Origin of the sequence: Paraburkholderia solisilvae (genome assembly GCF_902859875.1) — a bacterium.
Classification (GTDB): Bacteria; Pseudomonadota; Gammaproteobacteria; order Burkholderiales; family Burkholderiaceae; genus Paraburkholderia; species Paraburkholderia solisilvae.
In genome coordinates, this window is the sequence record NZ_CADIKF010000036.1 from 12,600 (window position 1) to 37,997 (window position 25,398).

Consider the following 25,398-nt stretch of genomic DNA (forward strand, 5'->3'; position numbering starts at 1 on the left):
CCTGGTGGGCTCGTGGATCAGGCGGCCGCTTTTCGCGCGGTCGTGGCGAGCCCGAAGTCTTCGGGGAAATGATCGAGGGCGGACACCACCGGGAACGGCGTCATGCCGCCCATCGCGCACAGCGAACCGGACACCATCGTGTCGCACAGGTCGCGCAGCAGTTGCACCTGCTTCGTCGACGTATCGCCGTTGCGGATGCGCTGGATCACTTCGACGCCGCGCGTCGAGCCGATCCGGCACGGTGTGCATTTGCCGCACGACTCGAGCGCGCAGAAATGCATCGCGTATTGCGCGAGGTCGGCGAGGTTCGAGGTGTCGTCGTGAATCACGAGACCGCCGTGGCCGACCACCGCGCCGACTTTCGCGTATTCCTCGTAGTCGAGCGGAATATCCCACTGGCTTTCCGGCAGATACGTGCCGAGCGGGCCGCCGACCTGCACGGCGCGCGCCGGCCGGCCGCTGGCCGTGCCGCCGCCGTAATCGAACATCAGTTCGCGCAGCGTGCAGCCGAACGCGAGTTCGACGAGCCCGCCTTGCTTCACGTTGCCGGCGATCTGGAACGGCAGCGTGCCGCGCGAGCGGCCCATGCCGAAATTCTTGTAGAACGCGGCGCCCTTCGCGAAGATGATCGGCACCGTCGCGAGCGTGATTACGTTGTTGATCACGGTCGGCTTGCCGAACAGGCCCGCGAGCGCCGGCAGCGGCGGCTTCGCACGCACCACGCCGCGCTTGCCTTCGAGCGATTCGAGCAGCGCGGTTTCTTCGCCGCACACGTACGCGCCGGCGCCCTTCGCGACGAACAGTTCGAAGCGGTGCGCCGAACCGAGCACGCTGTCGCCGAGCCAGCCGGCGGCACGCGCTTTCACGATCGCCGCTTCGAGCGTGTCGATCGAATGCGGATACTCGCTGCGCACATAGATATGTCCGACCGTCGCGCCGGTCACGATGCCCGCGACGATCATGCCTTCGATCAGCACAAACGGGTCGCTTTCCATCACGAGGCGATCGGAGAACGTGCCCGAATCGCCTTCGTCCGCATTGCAGACGATGTACTTCTGATCGGCCTGCGCGCCGCGCACGGTGCGCCACTTGATGCCCGCCGGAAACGCGGCGCCGCCGCGGCCGCGCAGGCCCGATTCGATCAGTGCTTCGCAGGCGGCGGCGCCGTCCATCGCGAGTGCGTTTTTCAGGCCTTCGAGGCCGCCGTGCGCGACGTAGTCGTCGGTCGACAGCGGGTCGGTGATGCCGATGCGCGCGAACGTCAGGCGCTGTTGCTTCTTCAGATACGGAATCTCTTCGACGAGGCCGACTCCGCGCGGATGCGCGTTGCCTTCGACAAAGCCCGCGTCGAACAGCGATGCGACGTCGCTTGCGTCGACGTTCGCGTAGCCGACGCGGCCCGCCGGCGTGCCGACTTCGACGAGCGGTTCGAGATAGAGCAGACCGCGCGAGCCGTTGCGGATCAACTCGATGGCGATGCCGCGCTGTGCGGCTTCGCTGACGATTGCGGCGGCGAGCTTGTCGGCGCCGAGCGCGAGTGCGGAAGAATCGCGAGGAACGTAGATGCGCGTCATGCCGGTTGCTCCACCTGTTTCATGGCGGCCGCAAGCAGCATGTCGAACTTTTGCGGCGTGACCTTCGCGTGCAATTCACCGTTGATCATCAGCGCCGGCGACAGTGCGCATTGACCCAGACAGTAGACCGATTCGAGGCCCACCGCGCCGTCTTCGTGCGCGCCATGGCCCTGTTTGTCGTGGGCGCCATGCTTATGCGCGTCGAACTGGCATCCGGTACGCGCTTCGATGTGCTTCGCGAGCGCTTCGGTGCCCATGCTGCGGCAGGCTTCCGCGCGGCACAGTTGCACCGTGACGGGCGCGGCCGGCTGCTGGCGGAAGTGGTGATAGTAGGTGATGACCCCGTGCACTTCGGCGCGCGAAAGATTCAACGCGCGCGCGAGCGGCGCAACGGCAGCGGGAGGCACGAAGCCTACGTCATCCTGAATGGCGTGCAGGATCGCGACGAGCGACATGCCGGGTCGCGTGTGACGCTGCACCAGATCGTCCGGTGCAATCGCGATGGAATGATCCACAGTGGGGGCTCCTCCAAAGTCAGATATGCACTTGTCATTCATAAAGTGTGCATCTATGCTTTGTTTGTTGAGTATGGTTATAGCGAACGATAGGCGTGTGAATGGCCTTTCGCAATAGGAACAAATACGCCATATATGATCCGAATTGAATGTCAGGCACAGCTGATCGTGCGCGACCAGGAAGGGCGAAGCACCAGCCTGACTGATGTCGTGCCGCTTCTGGCGCTGGTCGCGGAAACCGGCAGCATTGCGCAGGCTGCGACGCTTAAGGGTTTGTCCTACCGTCATGCTTGGGGATTGCTGCGCAGCATCGAGGCTCATCTCGGCGGCGCGCTGATCGAAAAGGAGCGCGGCCGGGGTTCGGTGCTGTCGGAGCTCGGCCATGCGGTGCTGCGCGGGCAGCGGCTGTGCGGCGAACGGCTTGACGGCAACATGCAGGCGCTGGCAAGTGAAGTTGCGAGCGAGCTGAACCGCTGGCTCGCACCGCCGCGCGACGACGTGCGTATCCATGCGTCGCACGGCTACGCGGTTGCGGCGCTGGTCACGGCGCTGGTCGCCGACGACGTATCGCTCGATATCAAATACCGCGATAGCGCGGAAGCGATCGTCGCGCTGTCGCGCGGCGAATGCGATCTGGCCGGCTTTCACATGCCGCGCGGCGAGTTCCGCGAAGCGTTCGTGGAAAAATACCGGCAGTGGCTCGATCCGCAGCGTCATGTGCTCGTGCATCTGACGCGCCGCAAGCAGGGGCTCTTTCTCGCGAAAGGCAATCCGAAGAAAATCGCAGGCCTGAGCGATCTCGCGCGTGACGATATCCGCTTCGTCAACCGGCAGCCGGGTTCCGGCACGCGCATGCTGCTCGATCTCGCGCTGCGGCGCATCGGCGTCGATCCGGACCGGGTCAACGGCTACGCGTCGACCGAGCTCACGCATTCGGCGATCGCGGCTTTCGTCGCGAGCGGGATGGCCGACATCGGTTTTGGCGTCGAGCCGGCCGCACACCACTTCGGGCTCGACTTCGTGCCGGTCGTCGACGAAGACTATTACTTTGCATGCGAGCGCGCGCGTCTCGAGCGTGTGCCGCTTGTCGCGGTGATCGAGGTGCTGCGCGGCGAATCGTTCCGGCGCCATGTCGCGCAACTCGATGGCTACGACCCGCAGGAATGCGGCAGGATCATCGAACTCGATCAGGGTTTGACGAGCAGCAGCGAAGTCGATGCGCCGGCGTGAGGTTGGGCGGTGCGGTGCGCTTCGGCATGACGGCGCCGGGGCGAGCCGGCGGTTGGCCGCGCCGTGTGTGTCGACAGGTCGCGGTGCGCGGGCAAGTAAGAGGGCGTAACAGTCGGATGCGATGGAAAGGTGCGCCAAGCGGTGCTTTGCGCTAATCTTTACAACTTCGTTTCCTGCTTGATGCGCGGTTCATACGCCGCGCAGAATCCAACATGAAATATCTGATTCAGGCTCTCGTCGCCACCGCCTCGGCTGGCGCACTGCTCGCTACCGTGTCCGTCGCGTTTGCACAGAATTCGCCGGGTGTGCCGGGCGGCATTCTGCCGGACGAGTTTCACCTCGCGGAACATCCACAGTTGCAATTCGCGGCGTCCGCGCCCACGAAGAAGTACCAGCGCGGTGCGCCGTCGAAGCTGCGTAAAAGGGGCGACGATGGCGATCCGGACGGCTGCAATCTGAAGTGTCCGGATGACCCGGAGTGAGCGTATGAACCCGCGCGTTGGCGTTCAGGCGATGCCTCTACGCTAACGCTATCGCTCCCGGCGCTGCTGCCGTTGCGGGTGCCGTTGAAGTTGCCGGTAGTTGGCTGACTGCTGGTCGGCTACTGATCGACCGCTGGTTGATCGTTAGCCGATCATCGATTCGTTCTGCGCCGGGCGATGCGGCGACCGCCCGGGCGGCGGCGGTTGCGTTTTACGGCTTTGCGACGTGCCACACGTCGCGGAAGTTATCGCCGGTTGTGTCGCCTGGCTTCTTGTCGTCGGCAAAGCGATACAGCGGGTGTCCCTTGTACGCCCATTGAGGGACGCCGTCGGTGTTATTGAACACCGTCCAGTCTCCCGTCGGTTTGTCGTTCGCGCCCGCTTGCGCGGCCGGCCATTTCTTCGAGCACGCTCCGCTGCACGCGCTCTTGCCAGGCGTCGTGTCCTTATCGAACGTGTACAGCGTGTAGCCCTCGGCGTCGACGAAGCGGCCATCCATGGTCTTCGGCACGTCGGCGAACGCCGTGCTCGACAGCGCGGCGGCCACGAGGAAAAGAAGAGTCTTGCGCATGATGCTGCTCCTGTTCTGAATGTTGTGTGCTGGAGTTGCGTTGATGCGTGGAGAATGGGCATGGGCCGGATCCCGGCAACATGCGGACACTAAACGAACTGCGATGCGCGATTATTCCGGGCGCTTTCAATCATTGAGTATCACATGCTTGATAGCGTAACCGCTCATTCGCGACGATTTGGCGATGCGACGTTTGTGCCTTCTACGATAGCAGGAAAATCCGGCGGTTCTTTTTGCAATTGCGAAGCGCGTTCAGCGATATTGGGCGCGATATCAGGCTCGGTATCCTGCGATACAAACTGCACCTATGATGCGTGCGATTCGTCAATGCAGAAGCTGCGTCTGGTTGAACCGTTATAGCTCACGGCCTCGCGAACATACGTCGTCAGGCCGTGTACTGGCGGGAGCTGATATGAAAACGGTCCCGCAAGGGACCGTTTGACCTGATGTGTGTGTGCCGACGCGGCGCTCGTGGAACGCTCTACGCGCACGTTCCGTACGTTGCGCATGGAGCCCATCGTGTGTCGATAAAAAGCACTGCGCAAAAAATTGATGGTGGAGGCGGCGGGAATCGAACCCGCGTCCAGTAGTCCTCTACGGCCAGTTCTACATGTTTAGTTCTGTCATTTGATTTAACCGGAGCGACGCGGACGAACACGCTGCGCTACAGCGATTCACTAGATTTTCGACCCGGGCGTCGTGACGCCGCCAAGGCTTAACTGACGTAAATGACCTCTGGCGGTATTGCTACCGGTCTTGCGACGCTAGCCCGTCAGTGAGCCAGGCAGAGGACGGCGGCCCTTAGGCTGCCAGTGCGAACGTATCGTCGTTTGCAGTTACGTTTTTCCCATTGATTAACGAGGTGACGGGTCCTCGACATGCCCTGACCGCTTCGCAACCCCTGTCGAAACCAGGTCGCCCCCACGGTGGGTAAGGCCCTGAAGCTGGGCCATTCGTGATCTTACCTTAGCGCGGATGTCACGTCACGGACATATCCTCGCGCGCATGCTGGCGCCGTGTTGGCTCCGGCGATGAGACCGCTCGGTTCTTTCCTCTTCTAGCTGATGTCGCGCAGCAGTTTGTGCAGTTCCGCTGTCGATTGAACGACGTGCGTCGCGTGCCATTGCGTCGGTGGCAGATCGATGCCGCAATAGCCGTACGCGACCGCGACGGTCACCATGCCCGCCGCAAAGCCCGCTTGCACGTCACGCAGATCGTCGCCGACATAGACGATGCGCTCCGGCGGCAAATTCAGTTCCTTCGCGGCGTGCAGCAGCGGCGCCGGGTGCGGTTTCGAATGCGGCGTGGTGTCGCCGCTCACCACGCAGCCCGCGCGCGTGTCGAGCCCCAGTTGTGCAACGAGCGGCTCGGTCAGCCGCGTGGCCTTGTTTGTGACGATGCCCCAATGCACATTGCGTGCGTCGAGGTCGTCGAGCGTTTCGTCGATGCCTGGGAAAAGCGTGGTCTCGATGCAGAGGTCGGCTTCGTAGTTGGCGAGAAACTCTTCGCGCATCGACGCGAACTCGTGATGTTCCGGGCCGATACCGAATGCGCCCGCCAGCAGGCCGCGCACACCGGCCGATGCGAGCGGCCGCAGCCGCTCGAGCGGCACCATGTCGAGCCCGCGCTCGTGGCGCATCTTGTTGACCGCGGCGGCGAGATCGGGCGCGGTGTCGGCAAGCGTGCCGTCGAGATCGAACAGCACGGCCTGGCAAAGACCGAGTGAGGTGTCGTCGTCTTCGCGTTGCGGCAGAGGGGTGGGATCGCTCATGAATAGGGGGCCAGGGAATCAGGCGTCGCGCCGGCAGGCGAGCATGTAGTTGACGCTCGTGTCGGGCGACAGGGCGAAATGCTTGCCGAGCGGGTGATAGACAATGCCTTTGATTTCCACGGTGGACAGGCCCGCGGCACGCACAAAGGCGGCGAGTTCGGACGGGCGGATAAAGCGCGCGTAATCGTGCGTGCCCCTGGGCAGCATCCGCGCGATGTACTCGGCGCCGATCACGGCGAACAGGTACGACTTCACATTGCGGTTCAGCGTGGAGAAGAACACCCAGCCGCCGGGTTTCACGAGCGTTTTGCAGGCCGCGACGACTTGCGACGGATCGGGCACATGCTCGAGCATTTCCATGCACGTGACGACGTCGAAACTTGCCGGTTCGCGCTCAGCCAGCGCCTCCGCGGCGATCTCCTCGTATTCGACGTTCATGCCGCTCTCGAGGCTGTGCAGATCGGCGACGCCGAGCGCTTCGTGCGACAGATCCACGCCCTTGACCGACGCACCGAGTCCGGCCATCGATTCCGACAGGATGCCGCCGCCGCAGCCGATATCGAGCACGCGCTTGCCGGCCAGATGGGCATGCCTGTCGATCCAGCCGAGCCGCACCGGATTCAGTTCATGGAGCGGTTTGAATTCGGCATTGGGGTCCCACCACCGGTGCGCGAGATCGCTGAATTTTTGCAGTTCGTGGGGATCGGCATTGGTCATGTTCATGCGGCCTTGAGGGCGGATGAGCAGGGCGACGAGGACAAGCCCTGAGTATACAGGTCGCCGCCAGGTGCAGCAAAAGCCCCGCTGGCGGCGCTTGCCGGGGGAACCCCGCGGCGCGGTCCGACTGGACTCGCGCGCCCGGTAGGAGCCCGGCGACGGATAAAAAAAGCCCCGCCGTAGCGGGGCTTTGATACTGCGGTAATTTGACGCTTACTGCTTCGCGGTACCGACAACTTCGACTTCCACGCGACGATCCGGTGCGAGGCAGGCGATGAGTTGCTTGCGGTTCTTCTGGTTGCAGCCCGTCGTAACCGGGTCGCGCTTGCCCTTGCCTTCCGTGTAGATACGGTTGGCTTCGATGCCCTTGCTGACGAGGTATGCCTTCACAGCTTGAGCACGACGCAGCGACAGACGGTCGTTGTACTTGTCCGAACCGATGCGGTCCGTGTAACCCGTTGCGACGACCACTTCGAGGTTCAGGCCCTGGATCTTCGCTGCGAGGTCATCCAGCTTTTCCTTGCCAGCCGGCTTCAGGACAGCCTTGTCGAAGTCGAACAGCGTGTCAGCCTGATAGGTAATCTTTTGGCTCGTGATGGCCGGAGCGACCGGCGCCGGTGCCGGCGGGGTCGGAGCCTGTGCGACGAGTGCGCCGTCGCACTTTGCGTTAGCCGTTGCCGGCGTCCAGAACGCGTCGCGCCAGCAAAGCTCGTTCGTGCCGTTCATCCACACGTATTCGCCGGTGCCGTTCACCCAGTTGTCATTAACAGCTTGTCGCGAGGCCGGCACCGACTGTGCCGACGCCGATGCAGCCATCACTGCGGTAGCTGCAATGAACGCGAGCTTTGAAAGTTTATTCATATTTCTCCTCTCGAAATTGAGATTACCGCAGGTTTACTGCGAGCCTGTTGATCGTAGACACGTCATACATTGCTCGAAGTATAACATCGGTGCGGAACAAAAGACCCGCTGCATAGACTTCGAGCAGTGTCTAACTTTGTGCGTTGGCATTTTGCCATATCGTTCCCTTCCGACGATAAAAAAATCCTTCCCCTATATCCAGCCCCGTTCGAATGTGGTGCATGCGCAACAAACGTCGAGCCCCGCCTGGCGCGGCAGGCAGCGCAGCAGGAATCGGACCTGCGCGTCCTCCGAACCCGGTCCAAAGCGCGGCAAAAACGGGTCAGGCGCGGTGCAATAGCGACGCACAAGCGGTGCACAAGCCGTTCGTGCGCATTCCTCTAATAGGTATACGCAGGTCGGCGGGGGCGGATGCGCCGCATGGTAGAATCGCGTGATGCGCTGAGATCGTAGCGCCGCCTTGGGGCGCACAATTTTACGAATTACTTTCAAAACGTAAACTACGCGTCGTCGGGCATTATCGCCGAATGTTTCCAGACGTCGCAGGCGCGGTGCCGGCGATTGTCAGAGAACGTCAGCGTCAGTTGTGCCACCGCACGTAATCGACACGGACAATGGATCAATTCGCCAAAGAGACTCTGCCAATCTCCCTAGAGGAGGAAATGCGCCGCTCGTACATCGAGTACGCGATGAGCGTGATCGTTGGGCGCGCCCTTCCCGATGTCCGCGACGGCCTGAAGCCGGTGCACCGCCGGGTGCTCTTCGCGATGCACGAGCTGAACAACGACTGGAACCGCGCGTACAAGAAGTCGGCGCGTATCGTCGGCGACGTGATCGGTAAGTACCATCCGCACGGCGACACCGCGGTGTACGACACGATCGTGCGCATGGCGCAGGATTTCTCGCTGCGCTACATGCTGGTCGACGGGCAGGGCAATTTCGGTTCGGTCGACGGCGACAACGCCGCGGCGATGCGGTACACCGAAATCCGCATGGCGAAGATCGGCCACGAGCTGCTCGCCGATATCGACAAGGAAACCGTCGATTTCCAGCCGAACTACGACGGTAGCGAAAACGAGCCGGGCATTCTGCCGGCGCGTATCCCGAACCTGCTGATCAACGGCTCGTCCGGCATCGCGGTCGGGATGGCGACGAATATCCCGCCGCACAATCTGAACGAGATTGTCGACGCCTGCCACCATCTGCTGAAGAACCCGGAAGCGACCATCGACGAGCTGATCGAGATCGTGCCTGCGCCGGACTTCCCGACCGCCGGCATCATCTACGGCGTGGCCGGCGTGCGCGACGGCTACCGCACGGGGCGCGGCCGCGTGCTGATGCGCGCGCTCACGCATTTCGAGGAAATCGACCGCGGCCAGCGCATGGCGATCATCGTCGACGAGTTGCCGTATCAGGTGAACAAGCGCTCGCTGCTCGAGCGCATCGCCGAGCTCGTCAACGAGAAGAAGCTCGAAGGCATCTCGGACATCCGCGACGAATCCGACAAGAGCGGCATGCGCGTCGTGATCGAGCTGAAGCGCGGCGAAGTGCCCGAAGTTATCCTCAACAATCTGTATAAGGCGACGCAGCTGCAGGACACCTTCGGCATGAACATGGTCGCGCTCGTCGATGGCCAGCCGAAGCTGCTGAACCTGAAGGAAATGCTCACGCATTTCCTGTCGCATCGCCGCGAAGTGCTGACGCGGCGCACGATCTACGAACTGCGCAAGGCGCGCGAACGCGGTCACGTGCTCGAAGGCCTCGCGGTCGCGCTGGCCAACATCGATGAGTTCATCAGCATCATCAAGGCCGCGCCGACGCCGCCGATCGCGAAGCAGGAGTTGATGGCCCGCTCGTGGGATTCGTCGCTCGTGCGCGAGATGCTGCAGCGCGCGGAAGCCGAAAACGCGACAGCGGGTGGTCGTGAAGCGTATCGTCCGGACGGGCTGGCCGCGTCGTTCGGCATGCAGGGCGACGGGCTGTACCGTCTGTCGGACACGCAGGCGCAGGAAATCCTGCAAATGCGTCTGCAGCGCCTGACCGGCCTCGAGCAGGACAAGATCATTGGCGAGTACCGCGAAGTGATGGCGCAGATCGCCGACCTGCTCGACATCCTCGCCAAACCCGAGCGCATTGCCACCATCATTTTCGACGAACTCGCGTCGATCAAGAGCGAATTTGGCGACAAACGCCGCTCGAAGATCGAGATGAACGCGACCGAGCTGAACACCGAAGACCTGATCACGCCGCAGGACATGGTGGTGACGATGTCGCATACCGGCTACGTGAAATCGCAGCCGTTGTCCGAATATCGGGCACAGAAGCGCGGGGGTCGCGGCAAACAGGCGACGTCGATGAAGGAAGACGACTGGATCGACTCGCTCTTCATCGCGAACACGCACGATCACATCCTGTGCTTCTCGAACCGCGGCCGCGTGTACTGGGTGAAGGTTTATGAAGTGCCGCAGGGCTCGCGCAATTCGCGCGGCCGGCCGATCGTCAACATGTTCCCGCTGCAGGAGGGCGAGAAGATCACGGTGGTGTTGCCGGTCAAGGAGTTCTCGGCGGACAAATACGTGTTTATGGCCACCGCGCTCGGCACGGTCAAGAAAACGCCGCTCGAGCAGTTCAGCCGGCCGCTGCGTAAAGGTATTATCGCGGTCGGCCTCGACGACGGCGATTACCTGATCGGCGCGGCGATCACCGACGGCCAGCACGATGTGATGCTGTTCTCCGATTCGGGCAAGGCGGTGCGCTTCGATGAAAACGACGTCCGGCCGATGGGCCGCGAAGCGCGCGGCGTGCGCGGCATGCAGCTCGACGACGGCCAGCGGGTCATCGCCCTGCTCGTGGCCGGCGATGAGCAGCAGTCGGTGCTGACCGCGACCGAAAACGGTTACGGCAAACGCACGCCGATCAGCGAGTACACGCGTCACGGCCGCGGCACGAAGGGGATGATCGCCATCCAGACGTCGGAACGTAACGGCAGGGTAGTCGCCGCGACGCTGGTCGACCAGGAGGCGCAGATCATGCTGATCACCGATACCGGCGTGCTGATCCGCACGCGGGTATCGGAGATACGTGAAATGGGCCGTGCGACGCAAGGTGTTACACTCATCAGCCTTGATGAGGGCACCAAGCTTTCGGGCCTGCAGCATATCGCCGAAGCGGAAGCCGACGTAGACGGCGACACCGACGGTGTGACGGACAGCAGCGCCGACGATGGCACACAAAGCGGCGGCGATGACAACGGTCCGGACGGCGACGGCGGCGCAGTGACGTAACCCCGGCCTGACCCCGGGGACCGATCCAGGCTGACGTTTTCCTTGTAACGAGTATGAACCGCACGGGCGTGAGCCCGCACATCGGATCGGCCGATGCGCGGGTCCGCGCGGCGGGCACCCGAATCAATTTTTCTTAGGGAGTAGTGATGCAAAAACGATTCAAGCTGTGGATGATGCTGGCCGCTTTCGTGCCGACCTTCGCGATGGCGCAGGCGCTCCAGAACCAGCAGCCGGCGCCGGCTGCAGCCGCGCCCGCGGCACAGGCCGCGCCGGTCGATCCGGCCAAGCAGGCCGCGATCAAGGACCTGCTCGACGCGATCGACGCGCAGAAGCTGGTCGGCGCGATCGGCAACAGCGCGCAAATGCAGGCCAAGCAGCTCGTGCCGGCGATCCTGTCGGACGCGCTGTCTGAAAACAAGACGATGACCGACAAGCAGAAGCAGGCTTCCGTGCCGACGCTGCAGAAGAACGCCGTGCCGAAGCTGGTTGACTCGGCAGGCCAGGTATTCGCGACCGACGGCTTCCGTCAGGACGCGATGGAAGCGCAGTACGAGGCGTACGCGAAGTACTACTCGACGCAGGAAATCAAGGATCTGACCGCGTTCTACAAGAGCCCGACGGGCCGCAAGTTCATCCAGGTGCAAGACCAGGTGGGCCGCGACGTCGTGAACGGTCTGATGCAGAAGTACATGCCGCAATCGATCAAGGCAACCCGCGATCAGGCGGACAAGGAAGTGGCGTCGGTGTCTTCGGCCAAGCCGGCCAGTAAGTAAGCTGTAGGGTGAGTTGACGACGGGCCGCCGCCGTGGCGGGTTCCCGGCGTCGATGCGATAATGGCCGTTTGCGCGAGCGCGCAGACGGCCATTGTCTTTCTGGGCGCGAACCCGGTGTTGTACTTTGCGCGCCCCCGTTTCCGGGATTTCTTTCGATGCGCGTCTTCAATTTCTCCGCCGGCCCCGCCGCGTTGCCCGAAGAAGTGCTGCGCCAGGCGGCTGACGAAATGCTCGACTGGCACGGCAGCGGCATGAGCGTGATGGAAATGAGCCATCGCGGCAAGGAGTTCATGGCGATCCACGAAGAGGCGCTGGTCGATCTGCGTGAGTTGCTCGCAGTGCCGTCGAGCCATCAGATCCTCTTCCTGCAGGGCGGCGGCCTCGGCGAAAACGCCATCGTGCCGATGAACCTGTTTGGCACGAAGCCGCGCGCGGATTTCGTCATCACCGGTTCGTGGTCGCAAAAGTCGTTCAACGAAGCGAAAAAGTACGGCACCGCGCAGATCGCCGCGAGCGGCCAGACCGACGACGGCTTTACGCGCGCGCCGGCGCACGCTGAATGGCAACTGTCCGCGGATCCGGCTTACGTGCATCTGTGCACGAACGAGACAATCCACGGCGTCGAGACGTTCGACATCCCGGAGCTCGGCGACATCCCGCTCGTCGCGGATGCATCGTCGCATCTGCTGTCGCGCCCGATGGACGTCGCCAGATACGGCGTGCTGTTCGGCGGCGCGCAGAAGAACATCGGCATCGCCGGCGTGACGGTCGTGATCGTCCGCGAAGACCTGCTGGACCGCGCGATGTCCGTCTGCCCGTCGGCGTTCGAATGGAAGACGGTCGCACTGAACAACTCGATGTACAACACGCCGCCCACCTACGCTATCTATATCGCGGGGCTCGTGTTCAAGTGGTTGAAGAAGCTGGGCGGATTGACCGCGATCGAAGCGCGCAACGTCGAGAAGGCGAAGCTGCTGTACGACACGATCGACGCCAGCCGCTTCTATCTGAACAAGGTTGAACGCGGCGCGCGGTCGCGGATGAACGTGCCGTTCTTCCTCGCCGACGAAGCGCGCAACGAAGCATTCCTTGCCGGCGCTAAAGCGCGCGGGCTGGTGCAGCTGAAGGGCCACAAGTCCGTCGGCGGCATGCGGGCGTCAATCTACAACGCGGTGCCGATCGAAGCCGTCAAGGCGCTGGTCGAGTACATGAAGGAGTTTGAACGGCGCAGCGCGTAACCGGGCCATCCGGTTCTAGCGCGCGCATTGGACGACACAGCCGTGGCAAGTCACTAGCATGGACGACGACGAACTTAACTCACGACTCAAACCGCTGCGCGAACGCATCGACGCACTCGACGCGCAACTGATCGCGCTGCTCAATCAACGCGCGGCGGTCGCGCTCGAAGTGGGCGAGGTCAAGAAGCATTTCAACGCGCCGGTGTTCCGCCCGGAACGCGAGCAGCAGGTCATCGCGCGGCTGCAGCAGATGAGCGGCGGACCGCTCGCCGACGCGCATATCAGCGCAATCTGGCGCGAGATCATGGCGGCGAGCCGCGCGCTCGAACAGAACATCCGCGTCGGCTTTCTCGGACCGGCTGGCACCTATAGCGAGCAGGCGATGCACGAGTACTTCGGTCAATCGATCGAAGGGCTCGCGTGTGCGTCGATCGACGAGGTGTTCCGCTCGGTCGAAGCGGGCGCCGCGGAATTCGGCGTGGTGCCGATCGAGAATTCGACCGAAGGGGCGGTCTCGCGCACGCTCGATCTGCTGCTCGAGACGCAACTGCTGATCGGCGGCGAACTCGCACTGCCGATCCACCACAACCTGTTGACCGCGAGCGGCGATCTGACCGGCATCACGCGCGTATGCGCGCATCCGCAGGCGCTCGCGCAGTGCCAGCGCTGGCTGGCCACGCATGCGCCGCATCTGGAGCGGCAGGCGGTGTCGAGCAATGCGGAAGGCGCACGCCTCGCGGCGCAGGATCCGTCCATTGCCGCGATCGCAGGCGACCGCGCGGCCACGCAGTACGGTCTGCAGATCGCGTACGCGCTGATCCAGGACGACCCGCACAACCGCACGCGCTTCGTGATGATCGGCAAAGAGCCGTCGGGGCCGAGCGGCTACGACAAGACCTCGCTGATCGTATCGGTCGCGAACGAGCCGGGTGCGATGTTCAAGCTGCTCGAGCCGCTTGCGCGCCATGGCGTGTCGATGACCCGATTCGAATCGCGTCCGGCGCGCGTCGGCACGTGGGAGTATTACTTCTACATCGATCTCGAAGGCCATCGCGACGATCCGGCGGTGTCGGCCGCGCTGGTCGAACTGGATCAGAAAGCGGCGCTCCTGAAAATTCTGGGCTCGTATCCGCGCGCGCGCTGAGCGACGGCGCTGCAGTGCAAGCCTCATGGCGGGCGCGCCGACCGGCAAAGACGCGCGATACGCGCGCGGTACGCACCGCGCAGTACGCGCCCGGCTGGCCCCGCGCTTCGCTCAACCCTATAGATAGTCGATTCGTCGACCCGGAGATACACATGACTACGCCCTACGGCCCTTCTTACGTGCGCGGGATTGCGCCTTATGTCGCGGGCCGGCCGATTGCGGAAGTGGCCCGCCAGTTCGGTCTCGACGAAGCGCGCATCATCAAGCTCGCGTCGAATGAAAACCCGCTCGGCATGCCGGAGTCCGCGCAGCGCGCAATGGCGCGCGCGGCGAGCGAGCTCGGCCGCTATCCGGATTCGAACGCGTTCGAACTGAAAGAGGCGCTGTCCGCGTATTACGGCGTGCCGGCCGACTGGATCACGCTCGGCAACGGCAGCAACGACATCCTCGAGCTCGCCGCGCATGCGTTCGTCGAGAAGGGGCAGTCGGTCGTCTATTCGCAGTACGCGTTTGCGATCTATGCGCTGGCCGCGCAGGGCGTCGGTGCGCGCGGCATCGTCGCGCCCGCGGCGCAGTACGGTCACGATCTCGACGCGATGCTGGCCGCGATCGCCGACGATACGCGTCTGATGTTCATCGCGAACCCGAACAATCCGACCGGCACGTTCGTCGACGGTCCGACACTCGAGGCGTTTCTGCAGAAGGTGCCGCGCCACGTGGTGGTCGTGCTGGACGAGGCTTACACCGAATACCTCGCGCCGGAGCATCGTTACGACTCGATCGAATGGGCGCGCCGCTATCCGAACCTGCTCGTGTCGCGCACGTTCTCGAAGGCGTTCGGCCTGGCCGGTTTGCGCATCGGCTTCGCGGTCGCGCAGCCGGAGCTGACCGATCTGCTGAACCGCCTGCGCCAGCCTTTCAACGTGAACACGCTCGCGCAGGCCGCCGCGGTGGCGGCGCTCAACGACAAGCCGTTCCTCGAAAAGAGCGCGGCGCTCAACGCGGAGGGCTATCGCTACCTCACCGCGGCGTTCGACAAGCTCGGCCTCGAGTACGTGCCGTCGCACGGCAACTTCGTGATGGTGCGGGTCGGCAACGACGATCGCGCCGGCGACCGCGTCAATCTGGAGCTGTTGAAGCAAGGCGTGATCGTGCGGCCGGTCGGCGGCTACGGCTTGCCGCAATGGCTGCGTGTGACGGTCGGTCTCCCGGAAGAAAACGAGGCGTTTCTCGCGGCGCTCGAAAAGACGCTGGCAACCGTCTGAGCGCTTCACTTCGATCCGCGCGCCGGCTCTCAATCTTTTCCGGCACGCTTTTTATGTGACCTCACGTGGCTGCGTTCTCTTTTGACAAACTGGTAATTTTCGGCGTCGGCCTGATCGGCGGGTCGCTTGCGCGCGCGCTGCGCGAGCGCGGCGACGTAGGCGGCGCGCGTGAGGTGGTCGGCGTCGGCCGTACCGCCGCATCGACCGCGCGCGCGCTCGAACTTAACGTGATCGACCGTTCGGCTGCGCTCGACGATGATCGTTCGCTCGCCGAAGCGCTCGACGGCGCCGACATCGTGCTGCTTGCCGCGCCGGTTGCGCAGACGCGGCCGTTACTCGAGCGCATCGCGCCGTTCCTCGGCGGCCAGACGATCATTACCGATGCAGGCAGCACGAAGGCGGATGTCGTCGCGGCCGCCCGCGCGGTGCTCGGCCCGGCAAGTTTGCAACCGCCCGTTGACGGCGCGCGCGCCCGTCGCGCTCACGAGCGCCTCGGCCAGTTCGTGCCCGGCCATCCGATCGCCGGCCGCGAAGCGAGCGGCGTCGAGGCGGCCCTGGCCGATCTTTATGTGGACCGCAACGTCGTGCTGTGTCCGCTGCCGGAAAGCCGCCCGGCGACGGTCGCGCGCGTCGCCGACATGTGGCGCGCCGCGGGCGCGACCGTGCATGAAATGGCGCCGCCGCAGCATGACCGCGTGCTCGCGTCGGTGAGTCATCTGCCGCATGTGCTGGCGTTCGCATACATCGAGCAGATCCTGCAGTCGCAGGACGCGGCGCTGCGCTTTGCGTTCGCGTCGGGTGGCTTTCGCGACTTCACGCGAATCGCCGCGTCGAGTCCTGAAATGTGGCGCGACATCTGCATCGCCAATCGCACCGCACTGCTTGAAGAACTCGACGGTTACACTGCGGTGCTCGCCGCGCTGCGCGCGGCCATCGAAGCGGGTGACGGCGCGGCGCTCGAAGCGGTCTTTGCGCGCTCGCGCGCGGCCCGCACCGACTGGCAGCTGCGCGCGGCGAGGCCCGCCGCAGCGGCAAACGGCGACAGCGAATCGTCGAAATAACCGATAACTGGACCTCCCATCATGGACTACCTCGATCTCGGACCGTTTTCCCGCATGTCCGGCACGGTGCGCCTGCCCGGCTCGAAGAGCATTTCGAACCGCGTTCTGCTGCTCGCGGCGCTGGCCGAGGGCGACACGACGATCACGAATCTGCTCGATTCGGACGACACCCGCGTGATGATCGCCGCGCTCGAAAAGCTCGGCGTGAAGTTGAAGCGCGACGGCGATGTGTGCGTGGTGACCGGCACGCGCGGCGCGTTCACCGCAAGAACGGCAGACCTGTTCCTCGGCAACGCGGGCACCGCGGTCCGGCCGCTGACGGCCGCGCTGGCGGTGAATGGCGGCAACTACCGCGTGCATGGCGTGCCGCGCATGCATGAGCGGCCGATCGGCGATCTGGTCGACGGGCTGCGGCAGATCGGCGCGGTGATCGAATATGAGGAGAACGACGGCTATCCGCCGCTGCGCATCCGCCCGGCGCAGATCACGGTCGACGCGCCGATTCGCGTGCGCGGCGATGTCTCGAGCCAGTTCCTGACCGCCTTGCTGATGACGCTGCCGCTCGTGCGCAGCGAAAGCGGCGTGACGGTGGTGGAGGTGGACGGCGAACTGATCTCGAAGCCGTATATCGACATCACGATCAAGCTGATGGCGCGCTTCGGCATCACCGTCGAGCGCGCCGGCTGGCACCGCTTCACCATACCGGCGGGCGTGCGCTACCAGTCGCCGGGGACGATCATGGTCGAAGGCGATGCGTCGTCGGCGTCGTATTTTCTCGCAGCCGGCGTGCTGGGCGGCGGGCCGTTGCGCGTCGAGGGCGTCGGGCGCGCCAGCATCCAGGGCGACATCGGCTTTGCCGATGCGCTGATCAGGATGGGCGCGAACGTGCTGATGGGCGACGACTGGATCGAAGTGCGCGGGGTCGGCCGCGACGACGGCAAGCTCGAGCCGATCGACATGGACTTCAACCTGATTCCGGATGCCGCAATGACCATCGCGGTCGCCGCGCTGTTCGCCGATGGCGCGACGACGCTGCGCAATATCGCGAGCTGGCGCGTGAAGGAAACCGACCGGCTGGCCGCGATGGCCACCGAACTGCGCAAGGTCGGCGCAAAGGTCACCGAGGGCGAAGATTACCTGGTGGTCGTGCCGCCGGCGAAACTGACGCCGAACGCGGCGATCGATACATATGACGATCACCGGATGGCGATGTGCTTCTCGCTGGTGAGCCTCGGTGGCGTGCCGGTACGGATCAACGACCCGCAATGCGTCGCGAAGACGTTCCCCGATTATTTCGAGCGCTTCATTGCGCTCGCGCAGCCATAACTTCGCGATAATTTCGCCGGGGTGGTTCCACCTGAGCGTTCCACCCGACCGACGCGCGACTGACAATTACATTAGATGAAACCGACCCGTCCCTTTCACCAGACGCCCGTCATTACGATCGACGGCCCGACTGCCTCCGGTAAAGGCACCGTGGCCGCCCTGGTTGCCGCCCAGCTGGGCTTTCACCTGCTCGATAGCGGCGCGCTGTACCGGCTCGCCGCGCTCGCGAGCCTGCGCTACGATATTGCGCCCGACGACGCCGGTTCGCTCGCGAAGCTGATCGACGATCTGCACATCACGTTTCGCGAAGGTATCGCGCAGCTCGACGGCGTTGACGTATCGTCCGAGATTCGCGCCGAGGAGATCGGCAACCGGGCGTCGGCGATCGCGGTGCACGCGCCGGTGCGGACCGCGCTGATCGCGCGGCAGCGCGCGTTTCGCAAGGTGCCGGGCCTCGTCGCCGACGGCCGCGACATGGGCACCATCATCTTCCCCGACGCGGGTCTGAAAGTGTTTTTGACGGCAAGCGTCGAGGCGCGTGCGGCGCGCCGGCATAAGCAATTGATCCAAAAAGGATTTTCTGCTAATATGGATGACTTGCTTCGGGATTTGCGTGAACGCGACGAGCGCGACAGCAACCGCGCCGCCGCGCCGCTCAAGCCCGCAGCGGATGCGAGGCTGCTGGATACGTCCATGCTGTCAATCGACGAAGCTGTCGATCAGGTCGTCCAGTGGTTCAAGGCCGATGTGAAAGCGTAACAGGCGTACGCCGGCAGGTTTAAAAATCCGCATCGATCGATCGTAGTAGAGACCCGGTAGTAGACCCGGTAGTAGACCCGGTAGTAGACCCGGTAGTAGACCGTAGCAAAGCAAGCAGCAAGCAGTTGGTGTTCCGCATTCAGGCGGAACGTACGTTAACCCTTTAACCCCGTGTGGCATTCGAATACCGCCAAAGTGGTCGGGTCTCGCTAGCAAGACCGGCCGGGCGCCGCGAAAGCCATACAAATTCTGATTTTTATGTCCGACCTGCAAACCTCAACCCCGAATACCGAATCTTTTGCGGCTCTGTTCGAAGAGTCGCTGACCAAGCAGGACATGCGCGCCGGCGAAGTGATTTCCGCCGAAGTCGTGCGTGTGGACCACAACTTCGTGGTCGTCAACGCTGGTCTGAAGTCCGAAGCCTACATCCCGCTCGAAGAGTTCCTGAATGACGCGGGCGAGGTAGAAGTGCAGGCGGGCGACTTCGTTTCCGTCGCGATCGACGCACTCGAAAACGGCTATGGCGACACCATCCTGTCGCGCGACAAGGCGAAGCGTCTGGCTTCGTGGCTGTCGCTGGAAAAGGCGCTCGACAACAACGAGCTCGTGACCGGCACGATCACCGGCAAGGTCAAGGGCGGCATGACCGTGATGGTCAACGGCATCCGCGCGTTCCTGCCGGGTTCGCTGGTCGATACGCGTCCGGTCAAGGACACCACGCCGTACGAAGGCAAGACGCTCGAATTCCGCGTCATCAAGCTCGACCGCAAGCGTAACAACGTCGTGCTGTCGCGCCGCGCCGTGATCGAAGCGACGCAAGGCGAAGAGCGCGCGAAGCTGCTCGAGACGCTGAAGGAAGGCGCGATCGTCGAAGGCGTGGTCAAGAACATTACCGACTACGGCGCGTTCGTGGACCTCGGCGGTATCGACGGCCTGCTGCACATCACCGACATCGCATGGCGTCGCGTGCGTCACCCGAGCGAAGTGCTGTCGGTCGGCCAGGAAGTCACCGCGAAGATCCTCAAGTTCGACCAGGAAAAGAACCGCGTTTCGCTCGGTATCAAGCAGCTGGGCGACGATCCGTGGGAAGGCATCTCGCGTCGTTACCCGTCGGGCACGCGTCTGTTCGGCAAGGTCACGAACATCACCGACTACGGCGCGTTCGTCGAAGTGGAATCGGGCATCGAAGGCCTCGTCCACGTGTCGGAAATGGACTGGACCAACAAGAACGTTGCGCCGTCGAAGGTCGTGCAACTGGGCGACGAAGTCGAAGTCATGGTCCTCGAGATCGACGAAGACCGCCGCCGTATCAGCCTCGGCATGAAGCAGTGCAAGCCGAATCCGTGGGATGACTTCAGCCGCAACTTCAAGAAGGGCGACAAGCTGCAGGGCGCGATCAAGTCGATCACCGACTTCGGCGTGTTCATCGGTCTGCCGGGCGGCATCGACGGTCTGGTGCACCTGTCGGATCTGTCGTGGAGCGAAAGCGGCGAAGAGGCCGTGCGCAAGTACAAGAAGGGCGACGAAGTGGAAGCGGTCGTGCTCGGCATCGATGTCGAGAAGGAACGCATTTCGCTCGGCATCAAGCAGCTCGAAGGCGACCCGTTCAGCAACTTCGTGGCGATGAACGACAAGGGTTCGATCGTCGACGGCGTGGTGAAAGCGGTGGACGCGAAGGGCGCAGTCGTGACGCTGAGCGCGGAAGTCGAAGGCTACCTGCGTGCTTCGGAAATCGCGCAAGACCGCGTGGAAGATGCTCGCAACGTGCTGAAGGAAGGCGACAAGGTCAACGCGATGATCATCAACATCGATCGCAAGTCGCGTGGCATCAACCTGTCGATCAAGGCGAAGGACTCGGCCGAGCAACAGGAAGCGATGCGCGGTCTGCAGTCTGACACCAACGCGGCGGCCAGCGGCACGACGAACCTCGGCGCGCTCCTGAAGGCCAAGCTCGACGGCCAGAACCAGTAAGCCTTAAGAGGTCTGCTGCAGAATGACCAAATCGGAATTGGTCGCCCAACTGGCCACGCGATTTCCGCAGCTTGTATTGAAAGATGCGGATTTCGCGGTGAAGACGATGCTCGATGCGATGTCGGAAGCGCTGGCCAACGGCCATCGCATCGAAATTCGCGGTTTCGGCAGCTTCGGCCTGAATCGCCGTCCGTCGCGAGTCGGGCGCAATCCGAAGTCGGGTGAGAAGGTGCTGGTGCCGGAGAAGTACGTGCCGCACTTCAAGCCCGGCAAGGAACTGCGTGAACGGGTCGACCGGCGTGCCGGTGAGCCGTTGAAGGCCGAATCGGCGGAAGGACCGGACGACGATCAGTAACAGCCAACGTACGCGCTGCAACGCGCGTACGGATCGTTCAGGCCGATCGCCCGCGCCGCGTGCCGCATTCACGAGAGCACGCATACCAGGCCAGCAAACGGCAAACACCAGAAAAGCGCCCTTAGGCGCTTTTTTTTCGTCCGTCGCGCGGCCGCGATCCGGATCGATTGGATCGCGCCCGTGCAAGCTTGCGTGCATCGGCGGGGGCTTCATTTACAATACGGGCACTTCGGCGCGGGCAAACACCGTGGCGCGATGCGCCATCAAGCCGGCGTCCTTCCCGCAACCGCCGTCAAGAGATTTATAAATGAAATTTATCGTCTGGTTGATCCGCGTGCTGGTGTTCGTGCTGCTGCTGGTGCTCGCACTGTCCAACACGCAGCCCGCCACGCTGAATTTCCTCGCCGGTTACGCATGGCCCGCGCCGCTGATTCTGATCGGCCTCGCGTTTTTTGTCGTCGGCTTGCTGGCTGGGCTCGTGTCGGCGCTGCCGGGGTTGTTCAGGTTGCGGCTCGAAAACGGCCGGCTCAAGCGCGAGTTGCGCGTTGCGCGCGAGACGCCGGTGGTGGTCGAAGAGCCGCCGTTGCCGCCGCTGATTTAAGCATTCCCGCGTCGCGCGCCTACCGTGCGCGACTTACGCTTTTCCGCCTTTCCGCTCATTACGCATGGATCTGGACTTCTGGTGGCTGCTTGTCATTCCCGTCGCGTTCGCGTTCGGCTGGATTGCCGCGCGCTACGACCTCAAGGCGCTGTTGTCCGAAAGCGCCAATCTGCCGCGTTCGTATTTCCGCGGCCTGAATTTTCTGTTGAACGAACAGCCGGATCAGGCAATCGACGCGTTTATCGAAGTCGTCAAGCTCGACCCTGAGACGATCGAACTGCACTTCGCGCTCGGCAATCTGTTCCGGCGCCGCGGCGAGACCGACCGGGCGATCCGCGTGCATCAGAATCTGCTGAGCCGCGCCGATTTGCCGGTTACCGAACGGGATCACGCGCTTTACGAACTCGGCCAGGATTTTCTGAAGGCGGGCCTGCTCGATCGCGCCGAAGAAACCTTCCGCATGCTGCAGACGGGCGATCATGCGCTCGGCGCGCAGCGCGCGCTGCTGACGATCTACGAGATCGAGAAGGACTGGCACAAGGCGATCGACACCGCGCGGCAACTCGAGACAATGGGCACCGAGCCGCTTGGCACGGCGATCGCGCAGTTCCATTGCGAGCTGGCGCAGGAAGCGCTGCAGCAGAAGAAGCCGGACGAAGCGCAGCGCCAGCTCGACCTCGCGCTGCGTGCGAACCCGCAGAACGTACGCGCGACGATCCTGTTCGGCGACGTCGACGCGGCCGCCGGCGCGTACGAGAAGGCGATCGCGCAATGGCGCCGCGTCGAGGCACAGAACCCCGCGTATCTGCCGCTCGTCGCCGAAAAAATGATGAACGCCTACGAAGCGCTGGGCCGCCAGGAAGAAGGCGCGGACCTGCTGACTCAATGGGTCGACGAGTATCCGTCGAACGATCTGCTCGACGTCGGCTACCAGCATGTCGCGGCGCTGCGCGGCCTCGATGCCGCGCACGCGCTCGCGCGCACGCAGATGCAAAAGTCGCCGAATCTGGCCGGCATGACGCGGCTGCTCGAAGCGCAGCAGGCGAAGGCCGAAGAGCCGCGCCGCAGCGAACTCGAACTGATGCGCACGCTGATCCGGCAGCGCACCAAAAATCTGCCCCGGTATACGTGCCAGAATTGCGGCTTCCGGGCGCGGCTTTTCTACTGGCAGTGTCCGGGTTGCAGTGGTTGGGAGACGTACGCGCCGCGCCGGGTCGAGCCGATCACCGCGTCGAATTGAGTGCGGCACGGCGGCTTGGGGGCATCGCGGGCTGCGGGCGACGTAGAGGCGGCGCCCTGGCCGCGACCGGCAAATGCGCGACGCACGGCGACGGTTGTCGTCAGCAAGCAGCGCCGAGGTCGACAGAAGTTCAGCATCACGTGCAGCAAACATAGACAGAGCAATCAGAAAACAGAAAACCGTACCCGCACCACGCAGCATCAGCTTTACCCACAGCGGAAATAGCGGAATGAGCGGAAACAGCGCCCCGGCCCGGAGCCGGGCTCTACTACCGGAAAGCGTATGAAAGTCACCATCATCGGCACGGGTTATGTCGGCCTCGTCACAGGCGCGTGTCTCGCGGAAATCGGCAACGACGTGTTTTGCCTCGACGTCGATCCGCACAAAATCGACATCCTGAATAACGGCGGCGTGCCGATCCACGAGCCGGGCCTGCGCGAAATCATCGCGCGCACGCGCGCGGCGGGGCGCATCACGTTCTCGACCGACGTCGAAGCGAGCGTGCGGCACGGCGATATCCAGTTCATCGCGGTCGGCACGCCACCCGACGAGGACGGTTCCGCGGACCTGCAGTACGTGCTCGAAGCGGCGCGCAACATCGGCCGCTATATGGACAACTTCAAGGTGATCGTCGACAAGTCGACGGTGCCGGTCGGCACCGCGGCGCGCGTGCGCGACGTGGTCGACGAGCAACTGGCTGCGCGTGGCCGCGCGAGCGGGCTGCAGCATGCGTTCTCGGTCGTGTCGAATCCGGAATTCCTGAAGGAAGGCGCGGCCGTCGATGACTTCATGCGCCCCGATCGCATCGTGATCGGCAGCGACGACGATGTGCCCGGCGAAAAGGCGCGCGAACTGATGAAGCGACTTTACGCGCCGTTCAACCGCAACCACGAGCGCACCATGTATATGGACGTGCGTTCGGCTGAATTCACGAAGTACGCGGCGAACGCGATGCTCGCGACGCGCATCTCGTTCATGAACGAGATGGCGAATCTCGCGGAACGCGTCGGCGCCGACATCGACGCGGTGCGGCGCGGCATCGGTTCCGATCCGCGCATCGGCTATCACTTTCTGTATGCGGGTGTCGGCTACGGCGGCTCGTGCTTTCCGAAAGACGTGCAGGCGCTGATCCGCACCGGCAGCGAGTCGGGCCACAGTCTGCGCATTCTCGAAGCGGTCGAAGAGGTGAACCACGAGCAGAAGGAAGTGCTCGTGCGCAAGATCACGCAGTCGCTCGGCGATGACCTCACGGGCCGAACGTTCGCGGTTTGGGGGCTCGCGTTCAAGCCGAATACCGACGATATGCGCGAAGCGCCCAGCCGCCGGCTGATCGCGGCGCTGCTCGCGCGCGGCGCGACGGTGCGCGCGTACGACCCGGTCGCGCTCGACGAAGCGCGTCGCGTGTTTGCGATGGATCTGCGCGACTTGCCCGAACACCACGCGCGCTTGCATTTCGCCGGCACGCAGAACGAAGCGCTGACGGGCGCCGACGCGCTGGTTGTCGTGACCGAGTGGAAAGAGTTCAAGAGCCCGGATTTCGTGCATCTGAAAGCGGCGCTGAAGTCGCCGCTGATTTTCGACGGCCGCAATCTGTATGAACCGGACGCGATGACCGAACTCGGCATCGACTATCACTCGATTGGCCGCCCGTATGCCGCCGCAAGCACCGCCGACGGGGGCCGCCATGCGTGATTTCATTCCCGACACCGCGACCCCGGTGCCCGAAGCGGGCAGTGTGCCGCGCGAGCGGCTCGCGCGCGCGCGCGTGCTGGTGGTCGGCGACGTGATGCTGGACCGCTACTGGTTCGGCGACGTGAACCGTATTTCGCCGGAAGCGCCGGTGCCGGTCGTGCATGTGCAGCGGCAGGAAGATCGCCTGGGCGGCGCGGCGAATGTCGCGCGCAATGCGGTGGCGCTCGGCGCGAAAGCGGGCCTGCTGTGCGTGGTCGGCCATGACGAGCCGGGCGAGCGGATCGTGCAGTTGCTCGGCGACAGCGGCGTCGATCCGCATCTCGAACGCGACCCGGCGCTGCCGACCACGATCAAGCTGCGCGTGCTATCGCGCCAGCAGCAGCTGTTGCGCGTCGACTTCGAAAATACGCCGGCGCACGAGGCGCTGCTCGCCGGCCTCGCGCGTTTCGACGCGCTGTTGCCCGCGCACGACGTGATCCTGATGTCGGACTATGCGAAGGGCGGCCTGACGCACGTCACGAAGATGATGGAAAAAGCGCGCGCGGCCGGCAAGCCGGTGCTGGTCGACCCGAAGGGCGACGAGTGGGAGCGCTATCGCGGCGCGACGCTGATCACGCCGAATCGTGCGGAGCTGCGCGAGGTGGTCGGCCAGTGGAAATCGGAAGCGGACCTGCTTGCGCGCGTGACGAAACTGCGCGCCGAACTCGATATCGCAGCGCTGCTGCTCACGCGTTCCGAGGAAGGCATGACGCTCTTCTCGAACGACGGCGTGCTGCACGCGTCGGCCGAAGCACGCGAAGTGTATGATGTGTCGGGCGCGGGCGACACCGTGATCGCGACGCTCGCGGTGATGCTCGGCGCGGGCCTGCCGCTTGCGGAAGCCGTGTCGCTCGCGAATCGCGCAGCCGGCATCGTGGTCGGCAAACTCGGCACCGCGACCGTCGACTACGACGAACTCTTTCACTGAG

The 25,398-nt window shown here is 63.8% G+C and carries 22 protein-coding genes and 1 other RNA gene; 16 read left to right on the plus strand and 7 right to left on the minus strand.

What is annotated here, in order from left to right:
• Positions 1 to 17 precede the first annotated feature (17 nt).
• On the minus strand, positions 18 to 1,574 hold the full coding sequence (locus tag HV675_RS21045; protein ID WP_175113029.1) for a formate dehydrogenase beta subunit: 1,557 nt from the start codon (positions 1,572 to 1,574) through the stop codon (positions 18 to 20).
• A complete protein-coding gene (locus HV675_RS21050; RefSeq protein ID WP_175113030.1) occupies positions 1,571 to 2,089 on the minus strand; it encodes an NAD(P)H-dependent oxidoreductase subunit E in 519 nt (172 codons plus the stop codon). Before HV675_RS21050 ends, HV675_RS21045 begins: the two co-directional genes overlap by 4 nt.
• A 135-nt stretch (positions 2,090 to 2,224) precedes the next feature.
• On the opposite strand from HV675_RS21050, the gene HV675_RS21055 reads away from it, so the two are divergent.
• Positions 2,225 to 3,319, plus strand: a complete 1,095-nt coding sequence (locus HV675_RS21055; RefSeq protein WP_175113031.1) for a substrate-binding domain-containing protein — start codon at positions 2,225 to 2,227, stop codon at positions 3,317 to 3,319.
• A 212-nt stretch (positions 3,320 to 3,531) separates the two neighbouring features.
• The gene (locus tag HV675_RS21060; RefSeq protein ID WP_175113032.1) at positions 3,532 to 3,801 is read left to right on the plus strand and encodes a hypothetical protein; all 270 of its coding nucleotides are present in this window, start codon (positions 3,532 to 3,534) and stop codon (positions 3,799 to 3,801) included.
• Between the two features lie 211 nt (positions 3,802 to 4,012).
• Here HV675_RS21060 and HV675_RS21065 read toward each other — a convergent pair whose 3' ends face one another.
• From HV675_RS21065 to ompA, 5 genes are all read right to left on the minus strand, one after another.
• Positions 4,013 to 4,372, minus strand: a complete 360-nt coding sequence (locus HV675_RS21065; protein ID WP_175113033.1) for a COG4315 family predicted lipoprotein — start codon at positions 4,370 to 4,372, stop codon at positions 4,013 to 4,015.
• Positions 4,373 to 4,925: 553 nt separating this feature from the next.
• Positions 4,926 to 5,295, minus strand: a transfer-messenger RNA (tmRNA) gene (gene ssrA / locus HV675_RS21070).
• 134 nt (positions 5,296 to 5,429) lie between these two features.
• Positions 5,430 to 6,143 carry an HAD family hydrolase gene (locus HV675_RS21075; protein ID WP_175113034.1) on the minus strand — a complete coding sequence of 238 codons (714 nt, stop codon included), beginning with the start codon at positions 6,141 to 6,143 and terminating at the stop codon, positions 5,430 to 5,432.
• Between the two features lie 18 nt (positions 6,144 to 6,161).
• Positions 6,162 to 6,860 (minus strand): bifunctional 2-polyprenyl-6-hydroxyphenol methylase/3-demethylubiquinol 3-O-methyltransferase UbiG, encoded by a 699-nt coding sequence (ubiG, locus tag HV675_RS21080; protein WP_175113084.1) that lies wholly within the window; start codon positions 6,858 to 6,860, stop codon positions 6,162 to 6,164.
• 213 nt (positions 6,861 to 7,073) lie between these two features.
• Positions 7,074 to 7,721 (minus strand): outer membrane protein OmpA, encoded by a 648-nt coding sequence (gene ompA, locus HV675_RS21085; protein WP_175113035.1) that lies wholly within the window; start codon positions 7,719 to 7,721, stop codon positions 7,074 to 7,076.
• Positions 7,722 to 8,335: 614 nt separating this feature from the next.
• Here ompA and gyrA point away from each other — a divergent pair.
• From gyrA to rfaE1, 14 genes are all read left to right on the plus strand, one after another.
• On the plus strand, positions 8,336 to 11,005 hold the full coding sequence (gyrA, locus tag HV675_RS21090) for a DNA gyrase subunit A (RefSeq protein ID WP_175113036.1): 2,670 nt from the start codon (positions 8,336 to 8,338) through the stop codon (positions 11,003 to 11,005).
• 146 nt (positions 11,006 to 11,151) lie between these two features.
• On the plus strand, positions 11,152 to 11,778 hold the full coding sequence (locus HV675_RS21095) for a DUF2059 domain-containing protein (protein WP_175113037.1): 627 nt from the start codon (positions 11,152 to 11,154) through the stop codon (positions 11,776 to 11,778).
• A gap of 155 nt (positions 11,779 to 11,933) precedes the next feature.
• Positions 11,934 to 13,016 (plus strand): 3-phosphoserine/phosphohydroxythreonine transaminase, encoded by a 1,083-nt coding sequence (gene serC / locus HV675_RS21100; protein WP_175113038.1) that lies wholly within the window; start codon positions 11,934 to 11,936, stop codon positions 13,014 to 13,016.
• 58 nt (positions 13,017 to 13,074) lie between these two features.
• Positions 13,075 to 14,160, plus strand: a complete 1,086-nt coding sequence (gene pheA / locus HV675_RS21105; RefSeq protein ID WP_175113039.1) for a prephenate dehydratase — start codon at positions 13,075 to 13,077, stop codon at positions 14,158 to 14,160.
• A 152-nt stretch (positions 14,161 to 14,312) separates the two neighbouring features.
• Positions 14,313 to 15,425: a histidinol-phosphate transaminase gene (gene hisC, locus HV675_RS21110; protein ID WP_175113040.1), complete on the plus strand. Its 1,113-nt coding sequence runs from the start codon at positions 14,313 to 14,315 to the stop codon at positions 15,423 to 15,425.
• 65 nt (positions 15,426 to 15,490) lie between these two features.
• Positions 15,491 to 16,486 (plus strand): prephenate dehydrogenase, encoded by a 996-nt coding sequence (locus HV675_RS21115; RefSeq protein ID WP_175113041.1) that lies wholly within the window; start codon positions 15,491 to 15,493, stop codon positions 16,484 to 16,486.
• A 21-nt stretch (positions 16,487 to 16,507) separates the two neighbouring features.
• Positions 16,508 to 17,812, plus strand: coding sequence for a 3-phosphoshikimate 1-carboxyvinyltransferase (aroA, locus tag HV675_RS21120; protein WP_175113042.1), 1,305 nt, complete (start codon positions 16,508 to 16,510; stop codon positions 17,810 to 17,812).
• A gap of 75 nt (positions 17,813 to 17,887) precedes the next feature.
• Complete coding sequence (gene cmk, locus HV675_RS21125) at positions 17,888 to 18,571, plus strand: (d)CMP kinase (RefSeq protein ID WP_175113043.1); 684 nt, start codon at positions 17,888 to 17,890, stop codon at positions 18,569 to 18,571.
• Positions 18,572 to 18,829: 258 nt separating this feature from the next.
• Positions 18,830 to 20,542 carry a 30S ribosomal protein S1 gene (gene rpsA / locus HV675_RS21130; RefSeq protein ID WP_377700525.1) on the plus strand — a complete coding sequence of 571 codons (1,713 nt, stop codon included), beginning with the start codon at positions 18,830 to 18,832 and terminating at the stop codon, positions 20,540 to 20,542.
• 22 nt (positions 20,543 to 20,564) lie between these two features.
• Positions 20,565 to 20,897 carry an integration host factor subunit beta gene (locus HV675_RS21135; protein ID WP_175113044.1) on the plus strand — a complete coding sequence of 111 codons (333 nt, stop codon included), beginning with the start codon at positions 20,565 to 20,567 and terminating at the stop codon, positions 20,895 to 20,897.
• A 307-nt stretch (positions 20,898 to 21,204) separates the two neighbouring features.
• Positions 21,205 to 21,498: a LapA family protein gene (locus HV675_RS21140; RefSeq protein WP_175113045.1), complete on the plus strand. Its 294-nt coding sequence runs from the start codon at positions 21,205 to 21,207 to the stop codon at positions 21,496 to 21,498.
• Positions 21,499 to 21,562: 64 nt separating this feature from the next.
• The gene (lapB, locus tag HV675_RS21145; RefSeq protein ID WP_175113046.1) at positions 21,563 to 22,738 is read left to right on the plus strand and encodes a lipopolysaccharide assembly protein LapB; all 1,176 of its coding nucleotides are present in this window, start codon (positions 21,563 to 21,565) and stop codon (positions 22,736 to 22,738) included.
• A gap of 282 nt (positions 22,739 to 23,020) precedes the next feature.
• Entirely contained in the window at positions 23,021 to 24,430 is a 1,410-nt protein-coding gene (locus HV675_RS21150) for a UDP-glucose dehydrogenase family protein (RefSeq protein ID WP_175113047.1), read from the plus strand.
• Positions 24,423 to 25,397, plus strand: a complete 975-nt coding sequence (rfaE1, locus tag HV675_RS21155; RefSeq protein ID WP_175113048.1) for a D-glycero-beta-D-manno-heptose-7-phosphate kinase — start codon at positions 24,423 to 24,425, stop codon at positions 25,395 to 25,397. Before HV675_RS21150 ends, rfaE1 begins: the two co-directional genes overlap by 8 nt.
• The last annotated feature ends 1 nt before the right edge of the window (position 25,398 follow it).